The sequence below is a fragment of the Streptomyces sp. NBC_00224 genome (genome assembly GCF_041435195.1).
Lineage (GTDB): Bacteria > Actinomycetota > Actinomycetes > Streptomycetales > Streptomycetaceae > Streptomyces.
In genome coordinates this window covers 7,626,814-7,639,982 of sequence record NZ_CP108106.1, presented here as the reverse complement: position 1 = coordinate 7,639,982, position 13,169 = coordinate 7,626,814, and the positions used below count along the sequence as shown (strand labels likewise).

Here is a 13,169-nt window from a genome sequence, read left to right as displayed (position 1 = left end):
AACGTCATTTGAGCTGTTATCACTGCTGAGCAGACCGGGTTGATGTCAGCTGGGCATGGGGCGGGTTGTGCCGCTGCTATCTGCCTGCTGAGACCCCGGTTCTCCTGCCGTGCCTGTTGATCTACGCTCGCACGCATGTCACAGCCTGTTCGACTTCACATACTGATCACCACCCTTCCGGGCCGCGGCCAGGAGCAGGTCGATGCCTTTGAGCGACTCGCCCCGATCGTGCGGGCTGAGCAGGGGTGCTTGCAGTACGACCTGCACCGGGTGGTCGACGATCCGGATCGGTTCGTTCTCGTCGAGCTTTGGGCGTCGCGGGATGCGTTGGCGGCCCACGATGTCACTGTGCACATGGTTGCCGCCGACGCCGCCAGCCCGGCGTTCAGGGCGGGGCCAGCGCAGGCGATCGAGGTGGAGGCCGAACCGGTGGCTTGAGCGGCGACGATGTCGGGGACGGGAGCGACAGCTCGTGCTGCGGGCCGGTCCCCTGGCCCCGAATCGTGAGATCAGGGCGTGGCTGGAGAAGAGGGGCAGGCCGGTGTCCGCGATGAGGCCGTCGAGGATCGCGGGGTGGTCCTGAGGGGGCGTCGGGCGGGGGCTGCGACCCGATGGTCGGCGGCGACGTTGCTGGTCAAGGGCACCGAGGAGCAGAAATGACTGGCCCGACCGCGCGCCCGCTCACTAGCCTCGGCGGTCATGAACCGGCGGCAGCAGAGGAAGCTCTCCCATCGTCTCCTCGCAGCGATTGTGGTGGGTGACGCGGTCCGTGTCAGGGCGGTTCTAAGGGCTGGGGCGGACCCGGGACGCCCGGCCAGGGAGGGCACCACGCCTCTCTACGAGGCGGCGGTGAACGGGAAGGCGGAGATCGCCCGCCTGCTGCTGACGGCCGGGGCTGCTCCCAACATCGAGAGCAGTGGTGTGGGGGCGGAGGGCACGCCGTTGTGCGCGGCGGCGTGCTGGGGGCATACGGAGACGGTGCGCGTATTGCTGGCGTACGGCGCGGATCCGAACCTTCGGGAGGATGACGGCACGGGTTGGTCGCCACTGCAGTGGGCACTCCATGGCCCTCACCCGGAAACCGTCGAGCTCCTCACGGGCGCGGGCACGCTACGACGGGGCAGGGCGTGAGTGGACCATCAGGCGGTGTATCCGCCGTCCACGGCGAGGTCGGTCCGGTGAGGTAGCGGCCGCCGGGGGCTCGCCAGCTAGGCCACGGCGGCGGCGATGTCCTCGGCGTTGCCGTAGCTGCCCAGGGCGGTGAGAGAACACTGGAAGTTGGCGGTCTCCCCGGCGGCGGGTTCATGTCAGCGTCGATCGGGCCCGGGTCCACGCTGGTGGCGGCGATCCCGCGCGGCCGCAGCTCCCCGGCAGTCCCTTGGTCAGCACAACGAGCGCGGTCTCGGCCATGGCCTGGAGGACGAAGTTCGAGCCGGGGACGCATGCGTTGAAGCACGACCGATGCTGATGATCCGCCCGCCGTCGCTCATGTGCCGGGCGGCGGCCTGCGCGGCGAGGAACACGGACCGGACGTCGACGGCAAGCACTCGGTCCAGTTCGTCGACGGCCACGTCGTGGAGTGAGCCGCAGTTGAGGAAGCCGGCGTTGTTGACAAGGATGTCGATGCGCCCGAGCTCGCGTACGTCAGGTCCACGGCGTCGGCGGCGGCAGTTGGCGGCGGCGGTCGGCTGGGTGAGATCGGCGTGGATGACGAGGGCCCGGCCGCCGTCGGCCTCGATGTCCTTGGCGACGGCGCGGGCTTGGTCGTGTGCCTGTATTAGGTGAGCGCGACCACAAAGCCCGCGCGGGCCAGGCGCTTTGCTATCGCGGCGCCGATGCCGCGGCTGTGCCGGTGATGAGGGCGACTCTGTCGGTCGGGTCTCTCATTTTGGTGCTCCTCCGTGTGCGAGCTTGGTCGTGCGTGTACGTGCGCGTACGGATCGGGCTTGCGATGCCGGAGCGTAGGAGTCGACACAGATGTCAGGTTCAAGTCGTGGCGAGGAAGTGCATGGCAGCACGCTGCCTGCCCTGGCCGCCGTGCCCGCCCGTTGTGACTGGTGACCGCCGCGCCGATGAGTTTGCGCGGCCCGAGCAGTCACACCGGTGTCGTCAACAGCAGGAGGGAACAAATGACTCAGCTACTGAGGGTGCAGAACTTCAACGTTTCGAGCGACGGTATCGGCGCGGGTGCCGCCGAGGACCAGAGCCTGGAGAGCCCGTTCGGCCTTCCCAATCCGGGCGAGTTGTTCACCTGGGCGGGTGCGACGGCGAGCTGGCCGATGCGTACCGATCCCGGGGGCAGCCGTGGCCTGGACGACTACTTCACGCGGGACTTCGCGCACAACATCGGTGCGGAGATCATGGGCCGGAACAAGTTCGGGCCGCTTCGGGGGCCGTGGCAGGACGAGGAGTGGCAGGGCTGGTGGGGTGACGAGCCGCCGTTCCACACGCCGGTGTTCGTGATGACGCACCACAAACGGCCATCGTTCACGCTCTCGGACACCACGTTCCACTTCGTGGACGGTGATCCGGCAACGGTGCTCGCCCAAGCGCGGGAGGCGGCGCACGGCAAGGACGTACGGCTGGGCGGCGGAGTCACGACGATCCGGGAGTTCCTGGAGGCGGGCTTGGTCGACACGATGCATGTGGCGGTGTCGCCGCAGGTGCGGTTGGGGGCGGGGATCCGGCTGTGGGAGTCACCGGATGAGTTGCGGGACCGCTTCCATCTGGAGGTGGTGCCGAGTCCGGGTGGGGTGATGCATCACTTGTTCTGGCGGAAGTGAGGCGGGGCCCGCGGGTTCGCGCATCCGCTGACCGACCACGGCCGTGATGGAAAAGAGGGAGTAAAGCGTCCACTCTCGGCCGGCCCGGCCGAGAGTGGACGGGTACGGCTCGCTGTCAGGTGGTGTATCCGCCGTCTACGGCGAGGGTGGTGCCGGTGACGTAGCGGCCGCCGGGGCCCGCCAGGTAGGCCACTGCGGCTGCGATGTCCTCGGCATTGCCGTACCGCCCCAGGGCAGTGAGAGAACGCTGGAAATCGGCGGTCTCACCGTCAGCCGGGTTCATGTCGGTGTCGATCGGGCCCGGATCCACGATCGTGGCGGTGATCCCGCGCGGCCCCAGCTCCCGGGCGAGTCCCCTGGTCAGCCCGATGAGCGCGGATTTGGCCATGGCCTGGAGGACGAAGTTCGGGCCGGGAACGCGCCCGTTGAAGCACGACCCGATGCTGATGATCCGGCCGCCGTCGCCCATGTGCCGGGCCGCGGCCTGGGCGGCCAGGAACACCGACCGCACGTCCACGGCGAGCACCCGGTCCAGTTCGCCAACGGACACCTCGTCCAGCGGGCCGTAGGTGAGGAAGCCCGCGTTGTTGACGAGAATGTCGATGCGGCCCAACTCCCGTACCGTCTGCTCCACGGCCTCCGCCGCAGCCGTCGGATGGGTCAGGTCGGCCTGAATGGCCGTGGCCCTGCCGCCATTGGCCTCGATCTCCTTGGCGACCGCACGTGCCTCGTCCGCTGCCTGGACGTAGGTCAGCGCAACCTCCGCCCCCGCCTCAGCCAGCCGCCTTGCTATCGCCGCGCCGATTCCGCGGCTGCCGCCCGTCACCAACGCCACCTTGCCGGTCAGGTCACTCATCGCTGTTCCTCCTTGGACGATGTGCTCGTGATGCCGGGATGCTAGGAGTTGACATCAATGTCAGGTTCAAGTCGTCGTCAAGCGAGGTGAGGAAATGCCGATCGGCGAGCTGGCCCGACGCAGGGGCGGCGACGGCCGGAAGACGCGTCGGATTCGACCAACTCTCCTCGGACTGCCCGGAGTTCGTCAGTCTGTCTTCTGCTGGGCGCGCCGGGCGTAGGCGCGGGCCGCGCGGGCGCGGTCGCCGCAGCGGGTGGAGCACCAGTGGCGGCGGCCGTGGCGCAGCAGGTAGCGGTTGCAGGGGGTGGAACCGCAACCGGTGAGGCGGTCGGCGTCGGGGCCGGTGAGGAGGTCGGCAGCGTTGGCCGCGAGGGTCGCGAGAGCGCGGTCGAGGATCTCGTTGGTGGGGCACGGTGCCGCGCGGTAGGGGCCGTTCTTCTCGTCCCAGTACAGCAGGGCGGCTACGGGAGCCCTGCTCAGCGCGTCGTTGACGGCGGACAGTGCCGCGGGCAGGACGGGCAGGCCGGCGACGCGGGCGGCGAACAGTGCCCTGATGTGTTCGCGCAGGGAGCGCAGTTGTGTAGCGCACATCTCCTGCACTCCGGCGTCGGCCGGCGCGAGGCCGTGTTCGTGGAGCCACCGATTCGCGGCCGCGGGGGTGCCGAGGAAATCGATGAAGTGCCCTCCGGGCAGCGCGATGGCGCTGTTGACGAAGTCGAGGGCGAGGTAGTCCTCCGCCCCTGGCGCGGGCGGTGGCACGGGTCCGGCGGTCGGGGTCTCGCTCATAACTGTCATGGTACGGCTTGCCTTCATCCGTGAGAGACCGCTACCGTACTTCACGGATGAACCGCTTTCTATCCGTGAGGTTTTGATGACCAGCACCAGCACCAGCACGACCAGTGAGCAGATACCCATCCGTGTCTTCGGTGGCCCGACCGCCCTCTTCGAATACGGCGGCCTGCGCTTCCTGACCGACCCCACCTTCGACGCACCCCGCGACTACCACGTACCCGGCGGCCAGCTGACCAAGACAGCACCCGCGTCCGCCGTACCAGCCGACCTCGGCCGTATCGACGTAGTGCTGCTCTCCCACGACGAACACCCCGACAACCTCGACGAATCCGGCCGGGCACTGCTCGCCGACGTCCCGCTGACCCTGACCACGCCCGGGGGCGGGCAGCGCCTGGGGGCAGGGGCCAAGGGGCTGACCGACTGGGAGTCGATCGTGCTGGACCGCCCCGACGGCGGCACGATCACCGTCACGGGCGTGCCGGCCCTCCACGGACCCGGCGCCCGCGACGACGTCGAACCGATCACCGGCCAGGTCGTCGGATTCGTCCTGACCGGGGAAGGCCTGCCCACGGTCTACGTCAGCGGCGACAACGCCTCACTCGACCTGGTCAAGGAGATCGCCGATCGGTTCGGCCCGGTGGACACCGCCATCCTGTTCGCCGGGGCTCCCCGCTTCCCCGATCTCTTCGACGGCGGGCTGATCGTCCTCGACAGCGCGCAAGCCGCCGACGCCGCCAAGATCCTCGGTGCCCGCCGAGTGGTTCCCGTCCACTACGACAGCTGGGCGCACTTCACCGAGGGCCGTGACGAACTCATCGCCGCCTTCACCAACGCCGGACTGCTCGACCGCCTGGACCTGGGTGACCGGGGCTGACCGCACAGCCGAACAGTCGGGCAGTCGGGCAGTCAGGCGGTCGGGCGGTCGGGCAGACCAGACGCCGACCGATACGGCAGGGGTGATTGATGCGGATGACCCGGTCGACCGCCCACTCGCCGCAGTGCCGCTGGCCACCCGGAGTACGCTCGGCCCTCAACAGTCCCTGCGTCTCGTAACAGCCCAGCGAACGCTCGCTCACCCCACCGCGCCGAGCCAGTTCACCGATCCGCATGCCCCACCTCGCATGCCGATTCAGGACTTGAACCTGACATTGATGTCAAGTTCTACCGTACCGGCATGACGAACACAGCAGTTGACTCCCGCCTCTTCGAACCCGCCCGCCTCGGCGCCCTGCACCTGCCCAACCGCCTGGTGATGGCGCCGATGACCCGCAACCGCGCCGGGGCCGACGGTGTCCCGCAACCGATCATGGCCACCTACTACGCCCAGCGTGCCACCGCGGGGCTGATCATCGCCGAGGCCTCCACACCGAACGCCGTGGGACAGACCTATCCCAACATCACCGCGATCCACAACGTGGCACACGTGGCCGGATGGCGAGGTGTCACCGACGCCGTGCGCGCTGCGGGCGGCCGGATGTTCCTGCAGTTGCAGCACGGTGGTCGGGTCGGCCACCCCGACAACAGCGGGCTGACGCCGGTTGCGCCCTCGCCCATCCCTCTCCCGGACACGATCTTCACCCCCAGCGGGCACCAGCCCGCCGTCGTACCGCGTGAGATGACCATCGACGAGATCCACTCCACCGTGGCCGACTTCGCGGCCGCCGCCCGCAACGCCATCGACGCGGGCTTCGCCGGAGTGGAAGTGCACGGCGCCAACGGCTACCTGCTGCACCAGTTCCTGGCGCAGGGGACCAACCACCGTACCGACGCCTACGGCGGATCGGTGGCCGGCCGCATCCGGTTCACGGTCGAGGTGGTCAAAGCCGTCGCCGACGCGATCGGCCCGGAACGGGTAGGCGTACGGATCGCACCCGGACTCACCGTCAACGGCATAGAGGAGGGCGACACCGAGGACATCTACCCGGCGCTCATCGCTGCCCTGGCCGATGCCAACCTTGCCTACCTGCACGTCGTCTTCGCGGATCCGGACCAACCCCTCTTCCAGGAGATCCGGAAGGCCTGGCCGGGCACGCTGATCGCCAACCCGGTCCTCGGGTGGGGGAAGCCGTTGCCGGCTGACGGCGGAAAGCACGAGGGCGAGCGGCTGCTCGCCGCGGGAGCCGACCTGATCTCACTCGGCCGCTCGTTCCTCGCCAACCCCGACCTGACCGAACGACTGCGCATCGGCGCACCGCTCAACCCGGTTCGAGACAAGGGCCTGATGTATACGGGCGGTGAGACCGGGTACACCGACTATCCGGTGCTGGCCACCGTCGAGCGGCGAGCCGAGACGCCCGAACTCATCGGAACGTGACCATCGCGAGCCAGGGGCCGCCTACAGCACCCGGGTCACCCGTCGTGAGTTTCCGACCGCCCCCTGCCCACGGAACACCAAGTGGGCTGATTCAGCACTGCACTTCGCGTCATGGTCGCCGCCCGGTACGACCACTCGCCGCAGCGGCCGTGGCGGCCGTGGCGGACACGAGCCTCCGCCGGTACGCGGTGGTTGGTGGCCGGGCGGAGGCTGTCAGTGGTGTCGTGCATGATCAGCGGCATGACTTCGCTGCACGACATCGCCCGCACCCACCTGCCCGCCGACCTGGCCGAGAGCTGGCTTGCTCTGCTGCGCCCCGGCGCGCACCTGGTGAAGGCTGTCGAGAGTGAAACGGTGGCCGGTCGGCTGGGTGGGCGGCCCGCGTTGCCGCAGGGCGAGACCTGGCCGGTCTGGCAGGGGCATGGGCCGTTGTCGTTCGTGGCCTCGGTCGACTGCACCGCGGTGCCCGTCGGCGCCCTGGACATTGCGCTGCCGGCCGACGGCAGTTTGTTGTTCTTCTACTTCGACGGGCAGATCGATGACGGCGCGGCGTATGTGGCCGCGGATGAACCCGACACGTGGGCCGGGGCGCGGGTGGTGTACGTGCCTGCGGGAGTGCCGGTGGCCGAGCGTGCTGTCCCCGTAGGCCTTGAGGCGTATCCCGAGGTGCCTCTGGCAGTTCGGGTGGAGCCTACGGCGCCGGATGTGTGGCACCCCACCATGCGGGCGGCGTTGCCGAAGGACGCTCTTGACGACGGGTGGCCTGAAGAGTTCACCGACGCGCTGTACGACCATTCCTCGGGCCCCGGCCATCGGATAGGCGGCCATGCGGATCCGGTGCAGAACCCGGTCGAGCAGGAGATCGCCCACGGCGTCCTCGGTGCGGACGTGCGCTGGGACGACCCCCGCGTCGACGAAGAGGCCCAACACTGGGTCCTGCTGGCGCAGTTCGACACGGACGACGACGCCGACATGATGTGGGGCGACTGCGGAGCCCTGTACTGGCTCATCCGCCCCCAGGACCTCGCCGAACGCCGCTTCGACCGGGCGATGTTCACCATGCAGTGCTGCTGAACCATCGGGACCGTAGCCGGGTTCACGCTGAGCGCCGCCTCCTCGCTCTCGGTCAGCTCGTGAGGTTGCCGAGGGCGTACACGTACTGAGGGCGTACACGTACTTCAGTCCGGAAAGTGGCGATGGCGTCCTCGACACTGACCATGCTGACCAGCGCCGCTACCAGCGGGCCGATGGCGTCGGTCGGTGGTGACGGGCGGTGATGTCGATCGGTGATGATGCCGCGCTGCGGCCGCCCCTGCTCGGATACCAGGTCAGAAACCAGGTTAGAAACCTGCTGTGCGACCATTGGCGGGCCGCTGGGGAGGGCCTGGGCGGCAGTTGATGCAGGGGGATTTGGCGTGAGCGGGGTTGGGGAGCAGAGCAGCGGTTCGTCGGTGCCTGACGAGGAGTGGGAACGGTTCCTGCGGGAGTCCGCAGACGGCGTGGCGGACGCGCCCAAGGAGCCGTCCGCGCGGGCCCGCGTGGTGGCGCGGCGGTTGCGCGAGGAACCCGAGTCGCCGCAGGCGTGGCGCAGCCACTCGCCTGCCCGGCCGAGGCGGAAGAGGCAGGGGTGGTACGTCGTCGGCTTCCTGGCGTCGCTCGCTCTGCTGGTCGTGGCCTTGATGCCGGGGCGGGTCGTCGGATTGTTCGGCGATGACGCGCAGCCCGACACCCCGCTTGCCGCCGAGTCGGGACGCCCCGACCAGGCGCCGCCCACTCCACCGGCGGAGCGGCCCACCCTCGACCAACCGTTCAGGGGATCGCCCGCAGCACGCTGGGCCGACAACGCCGCCGGGATCACGGTTCCCGAGGCCAAAGCGACCGGGTGGATGAGTACGGCGGAGGTGGCACAGGCCCTCGGCAGCACCCGGGACTTCCTCGCCGCCACCAGCCTCGATCCGGCGGTGCTGCGCGGCGATCACCCCACCAAGGCGATCGCCCGGATCAATCCGCACCAGAAGGACGTCCAGGATTACCTGTCGACCGCGTTCCGCACACCCAGCAAGGAGAACGACCCGCTGCTGCTGTTCAGCCGGTTCGACAAGACGCGTACACGTCTCGTCGGGGACGTGGTGAAGACGCGGGGCCGGATGACGTATCAGCAAGGTGAGCGCGGCGCGCTGCAGGTGTCCACCGACATCACGTACGTATACCCGGTCGCGCGCGCGGCCGCGGGCAGCGACGACGTCGAGCGTACGATCGTGCGCCGCGAAGTCGTGGTGAGCTGGGACAACCCCGCGAAGGTGATCACCGAGCCGGGAACGTTCTCCCTCGTCTCGTACAAACTCCACATGACCAACGGCGGTTGCGGCGCACCGAACGGCTACCTCACTCCGGTGTTCGGCTCGGGACAGGACACCGGGGCGGGTGATGGCCCCGCGATCGATCCGTACGACCGCAGCGCGCCGCTGGAGCAGCGGACGGACAAGGGGTGCGGCCGCGCTACACGGACTTGAGCGGCGCCCGTCGACGGCGGCGCGGCGGCGGCCGTGCAGGGCTTGATACCCCTTTCGGGCATCGACCTTGAAGGCCCGCTCGCGCCCAGAAGACGTTTGCCAGAAGGCGTTTATTCGATATTGAGAGCCCGTCCATACCGTCCTCAACGACATGAACGGCCCTGGTGGCACACCCGGGCCGCGGATACGAGGGCAAGGACTGACTGCCATGATACTGGCACTCAAGAAGTCGCACATATGGGGGACGCTGGCCGTCGCCGCGATGGGCATCGCCGCCGTTCCGGCAACGGCGCAGGCAGCGCAGCTCACCGGCCCGGTTGTCGGGCTCGGGGGCAAGTGCCTCGACGTACGCGGCGGGAACACGGGCAACGGCACCGCCGTGCAGATCTACGGCTGCAACGGAACCACGTCCCAGAGATGGACCTACACCGAGCAGCCCGGCGAGGTCGGTGCGACGGTGACCGCGTTCGGCAAGTGCCTGGACGTCGCGTCCAGCGGCACCGCCGACCGCACTCCCGTGCAACTGTGGGACTGCAACGGCAGCGGAGCGCAGAAGTGGGTCCGCTACCAAGGCGACGCCCTCATCAACCCGCAGTCCAACAAGTGCCTGGACGTCTCCGGCGGGAACACTGCCGACAGCACCCCGGTGCAGATCTACGCCTGCAACTTCACGGCCTCCCAGATGTGGAAGTGGGGCGGCGACCAGGGCCAGAATCCGCCCGCCACAGTGCAGCGGCAGGTGTTCGACCTCGTCAACAACTACCGCGTACAGCACGGCAAGGCGGCACTCCAGTACGACGACGCCGTGGCCCGTACCGCACAGGACGAGGCGAACGAGGAAGCCCGGCGCGGTCAGCAGGGCCATTGGACCTACGCGGGGATGTCGGACGCGCTCCGAAGGTACGGCTACCCGCGCCCGATCGGCGCTACCGCCGAGAACGCGGCCGGCGCGCCCGGCATGTGGAAGGACGCCGCCTCGGTCGTCGACGCGTGGATCAGGGAACCGCTGCACGAGCAGATCATGCTGGGCGACGCCTACAAGTACACCGGCGTCGGCGTCACAGTCGACGCCAACGGCAACTACTGGTGGGCGCAGGACTTCGTCGGCTGACCCAGAGCCGTCAACCACCGCCAGCGGCGGCACACGCCGCCGGTGAGCACGCACGCCGCGGTGCCCGGCGCCGCGGCGTGCGCCGGGCGACAGCCCGCTCCCGGCATGCGGAGCCTGCCGGCCGACAGGACTCCCGGTTCGTTGACCGGGGCTGTCGTTGGGCAACCGCGTACTGGAACGCCCCTTTCGAGGAACGCGAGGGGCACCAACCACCGGATCACGGCTACGGGTTGTCGCTGCCCGGGGTGGACTACTCCACCGGCAGTCGCGCCATGTCGGACACCGACCCGAGATGGCCGAGCTTGTCGGGGTTGGACACGGAGTGGATCGCGTGGATCACGCCGCCGACGATGTCGACCTCGACCACGCTGACCACGCGCCCTTCGGCGTCGTACGTCACGGCGCCCGGCCGACCGTTGACCCAGGCCGGCCGGAGGGCGGCGCCGAGCAACCGGGTCCGGCGGAGCCCGCCGACGAGCAACTGTCCGACGCGCCGCGGCTCGGTCACCGGGTTCCTGGTCGCCCGCGCCTTGCCGCCGCCGTCCCCGTAGAACACCACGTCAGGCGCGAGCATCCCGAGCAGCGCGTCCATGTCGCCACCCTCGGCGGCCTCGAAGAACTTACGGGCCAGCTCCTCGCCCTCCGCCCGCCGCGCCCGGGGCGGCGCACTGTCGGCCTCCTGCCATCCGGCGGCGATGCGCTTCCTGGCCCGGGCGAAGATCTGCCGACAGTTCGCCTCGGACTTGCCGGTGGTCCTCGCCACATCCGGGTAGCCGTACCCGAACACCTCACGCAGCACGAACACCGCCCGCTCCACCGGGGAGAGGGCCTCCAGCAGCACGAGAAACGCCATCGACAACGAGTCGGCCAGCACGGCGTGCTCGGCCGGCCCCGGCCGATCGGTGGTCACGACGACCGGCTCGGGCAGCCAGTTCCCCACATAGGTCTCACGCCGTACCCGCGCCGAACTCAGGTAGTTGATCCCCAGCCGTGTCACCGCCGTGGTCAGGTATGCCTTCGGAGCGGCGATCGCCGTACCTGCCCGGTACGCCCGGGTCAGGCCGAGGAACGCGTCCTGCACGATGTCCTCGGCGTCGCCCACCGACCCGGTCATCCCGTAGGCGATGGAGAACATCAGCGGCCGGTAGCCCGACGCGTCCGTCTCACCTGTTGACCCCGGCACGTAAACCCTCCCCCAACTCGCGTACTGCGGCGCTCGGTCGAGCTCGCCGCCCCGCCTGCCCGTTCCAAGATCCACAGGGCGTCGAGAAGGGTACCCGAGGAGCCCGGCCCGGCCATCAGCACGTCATCGGCGCCGCAGCGGGGAGATGCACGTCACATTCGCCGCCGTCACAGCCAGCCGGAGTGCCCTGTCTTAGAGGGCAACAGCAAACGACGGCAAAGGAATGCATCATGAATGCTCGGTTGAACGTCTTCGCCAACCCGGCCGCCGCCAAGGCGTGGAAGCACATCATCGCGGCGGGCAAGGCGCTCGGAGACTCGACCCTGCCGGCCGCGACGCGTGAGCTGGTGATGCTCCGCGCCAGTCAGATCAACGGCTGTGCCGGATGCGTCGACATGCACACCAAGGACGCGACCGCCGCCGGGGAGACCCCGGTACGCCTCCACCTGGTCGCGGCCTGGCGCGAGGCCACAGTCTTCACCGATGCCGAACGCGCCGCCCTGGAGCTCACCGAACAGGCCACCCGCATCGCCGACGCATCCGGTGGCGTCCCCGACGACATCTGGGCGAACGCCGCCAAGCACTACGACGAGGACCAGCTCGCCGCCCTGGTGACCCAGATCGCCGTCATCAACGCATTCAACCGCTTGAACGTCACCGTCCAGCAGCCCGCCGGCAACTACCAGCCCGGCCAGCACGGATAACCAACCAACCACCCGATCGCCACGCCGCCCACCCAACCGCCCCCCAACCCCGCAAGGACAAACCCCATGAACGTCGCCCTGTGGATCGTTACCGGGCTGCTCGCCGTTGCCTACCTGGTCGGCGGTGGCTTCAAGGTGATCACACCGAAGGAGAAGACAGCCGCCAGCGGGCCCAGCGCGAGATGGGTCGAAGACTTCAGCGGCGGCGGCGTGAAGACCATCGGAACCCTCGAAGTCCTCGCTGCGGCGGGCCTGATCCTGCCCGCCGCGCTCGACATCGCGCCGGTTCTCGTACCGCCGACACCAGCGGTGCGAGGGGGCCGGGTGCCCACACAGGGGACGGGAAGTGGGGCTGTGGCGGCGCTACTGCTTCTCGGGGGTGGTCAGTAGCCGACGGTGGAGTTCCGCGGTCATCGTGTGGATGGCCCGGGTCAGCTCGGTGTTCGTCTTGAGCTCCAGTTCCTGCTCGACGAAGTCGTGATCGGCTTTCGCCTGCTGAAACTCCGCCTGCCGGTTCTGGCCGATCATGACGAACGTCGAAAGGAAGATCGCCTCAAGGGATACGACGAGGGTCAGCATGGGCCATGGGTTGGACTCCACGAACAGCATCCAGAGCCCGAAACCGACCGCATGAAGATAGACGAACGTCATGGAGCCGGCGAACTTGGTGATCGCATCGGCGATGCGCAACTGGGCGCTGCCGGCGCGGTGGGTTCGGTGCGCGACGACGACCGGATGGTGCTGACTCGTACCGCCGGGATCGCTCATCTTCGGCTTCCTGCTTCCTTGGGTCGACCCTGTCCCACACTGCGATGTCGCTGCATGGTGCCAGACACTCCAAGGAACCGGCGGCTTCCTGCCGCCCTCGCCGACACCCCCTCGGCACCCAGGCGAAAGGCCGGTTCTCCCGACC

The 13,169-nt window shown here is 69.0% G+C and carries 16 protein-coding genes and 1 pseudogene; 10 read left to right on the top strand and 7 right to left on the bottom strand.

What is annotated here, in order from left to right; translation table 11 throughout:
• The first annotated feature begins 135 nt into the window (after positions 1–135).
• Positions 136–438 carry a putative quinol monooxygenase gene (locus OG965_RS34170; protein WP_371655919.1) on the top strand — a complete coding sequence of 101 codons (303 nt, stop codon included), beginning with the start codon at positions 136–138 and terminating at the stop codon, positions 436–438.
• A gap of 261 nt (positions 439–699) precedes the next feature.
• The gene (locus tag OG965_RS34165; protein ID WP_371655918.1) at positions 700–1,131 is read left to right on the top strand and encodes an ankyrin repeat domain-containing protein; all 432 of its coding nucleotides are present in this window, start codon (positions 700–702) and stop codon (positions 1,129–1,131) included.
• 251 nt (positions 1,132–1,382) lie between these two features.
• Here the strand turns inward: OG965_RS34165 and OG965_RS34160 are convergent, their stop codons facing one another.
• Positions 1,383–1,739, bottom strand: a complete 357-nt coding sequence (locus OG965_RS34160) for an SDR family NAD(P)-dependent oxidoreductase (RefSeq protein ID WP_371657139.1) — start codon at positions 1,737–1,739, stop codon at positions 1,383–1,385.
• Positions 1,740–2,129: 390 nt separating this feature from the next.
• Here OG965_RS34160 and OG965_RS34155 point away from each other — a divergent pair, with 390 nt between their 5' ends.
• A complete protein-coding gene (locus OG965_RS34155; RefSeq protein ID WP_371655917.1) occupies positions 2,130–2,783 on the top strand; it encodes a dihydrofolate reductase family protein in 654 nt (217 codons plus the stop codon).
• A 115-nt stretch (positions 2,784–2,898) separates the two neighbouring features.
• Here the strand turns inward: OG965_RS34155 and OG965_RS34150 are convergent, their stop codons facing one another.
• Complete coding sequence (locus tag OG965_RS34150) at positions 2,899–3,639, bottom strand: SDR family NAD(P)-dependent oxidoreductase (RefSeq protein WP_371655916.1); 741 nt, start codon at positions 3,637–3,639, stop codon at positions 2,899–2,901.
• 186 nt (positions 3,640–3,825) lie between these two features.
• Positions 3,826–4,425, bottom strand: a complete 600-nt coding sequence (locus OG965_RS34145; protein ID WP_371655915.1) for an ABATE domain-containing protein — start codon at positions 4,423–4,425, stop codon at positions 3,826–3,828.
• An 85-nt stretch (positions 4,426–4,510) separates the two neighbouring features.
• Here OG965_RS34145 and OG965_RS34140 point away from each other — a divergent pair, with 85 nt between their 5' ends.
• A complete protein-coding gene (locus tag OG965_RS34140; RefSeq protein ID WP_371655914.1) occupies positions 4,511–5,305 on the top strand; it encodes an MBL fold metallo-hydrolase in 795 nt (264 codons plus the stop codon).
• 88 nt (positions 5,306–5,393) lie between these two features.
• Here OG965_RS34140 and OG965_RS34135 read toward each other — a convergent pair.
• Positions 5,394–5,540 (bottom strand): annotated as a pseudogene (locus OG965_RS34135) (MerR family DNA-binding transcriptional regulator); the annotation flags it as partial.
• A 65-nt stretch (positions 5,541–5,605) separates the two neighbouring features.
• Here OG965_RS34135 and OG965_RS34130 point away from each other — a divergent pair.
• Both OG965_RS34130 and OG965_RS34125 read left to right on the top strand, forming a co-directional pair.
• The gene (locus tag OG965_RS34130) at positions 5,606–6,745 is read left to right on the top strand and encodes an alkene reductase (protein ID WP_371655913.1); all 1,140 of its coding nucleotides are present in this window, start codon (positions 5,606–5,608) and stop codon (positions 6,743–6,745) included.
• A 228-nt stretch (positions 6,746–6,973) separates the two neighbouring features.
• Positions 6,974–7,819, top strand: coding sequence for a YwqG family protein (locus tag OG965_RS34125; RefSeq protein WP_371655912.1), 846 nt, complete (start codon positions 6,974–6,976; stop codon positions 7,817–7,819).
• A 52-nt stretch (positions 7,820–7,871) separates the two neighbouring features.
• On the opposite strand, the gene OG965_RS34120 is transcribed toward OG965_RS34125, so the two are convergent.
• Positions 7,872–8,108, bottom strand: coding sequence for a hypothetical protein (locus tag OG965_RS34120; protein ID WP_371655911.1), 237 nt, complete (start codon positions 8,106–8,108; stop codon positions 7,872–7,874).
• Between the two features lie 52 nt (positions 8,109–8,160).
• Here OG965_RS34120 and OG965_RS34115 point away from each other — a divergent pair, with 52 nt between their 5' ends.
• Both OG965_RS34115 and OG965_RS34110 read left to right on the top strand, forming a co-directional pair.
• Positions 8,161–9,258, top strand: a complete 1,098-nt coding sequence (locus OG965_RS34115; RefSeq protein WP_371655910.1) for a PepSY-associated TM helix domain-containing protein — start codon at positions 8,161–8,163, stop codon at positions 9,256–9,258.
• A gap of 208 nt (positions 9,259–9,466) precedes the next feature.
• Positions 9,467–10,369 carry a CAP domain-containing protein gene (locus OG965_RS34110; RefSeq protein WP_371655909.1) on the top strand — a complete coding sequence of 301 codons (903 nt, stop codon included), beginning with the start codon at positions 9,467–9,469 and terminating at the stop codon, positions 10,367–10,369.
• Between the two features lie 250 nt (positions 10,370–10,619).
• On the opposite strand, the gene sigJ is transcribed toward OG965_RS34110, so the two are convergent.
• On the bottom strand, positions 10,620–11,552 hold the full coding sequence (gene sigJ, locus OG965_RS34105; protein WP_371655908.1) for an RNA polymerase sigma factor SigJ: 933 nt from the start codon (positions 11,550–11,552) through the stop codon (positions 10,620–10,622).
• Between the two features lie 230 nt (positions 11,553–11,782).
• Here sigJ and OG965_RS34100 point away from each other — a divergent pair, with 230 nt between their 5' ends.
• Entirely contained in the window at positions 11,783–12,256 is a 474-nt protein-coding gene (locus OG965_RS34100; protein WP_371655907.1) for a carboxymuconolactone decarboxylase family protein, read from the top strand.
• A 66-nt stretch (positions 12,257–12,322) separates the two neighbouring features.
• The gene (locus tag OG965_RS34095; RefSeq protein WP_371655906.1) at positions 12,323–12,646 is read left to right on the top strand and encodes a DoxX family protein; all 324 of its coding nucleotides are present in this window, start codon (positions 12,323–12,325) and stop codon (positions 12,644–12,646) included.
• Here the strand turns inward: OG965_RS34095 and OG965_RS34090 are convergent.
• Positions 12,620–13,024, bottom strand: a complete 405-nt coding sequence (locus OG965_RS34090) for a DUF1003 domain-containing protein (RefSeq protein ID WP_371655905.1) — start codon at positions 13,022–13,024, stop codon at positions 12,620–12,622. The two genes, OG965_RS34095 and OG965_RS34090, sit on opposite strands and share 27 nt — an antisense overlap.
• Positions 13,025–13,169 lie beyond the last annotated feature (145 nt).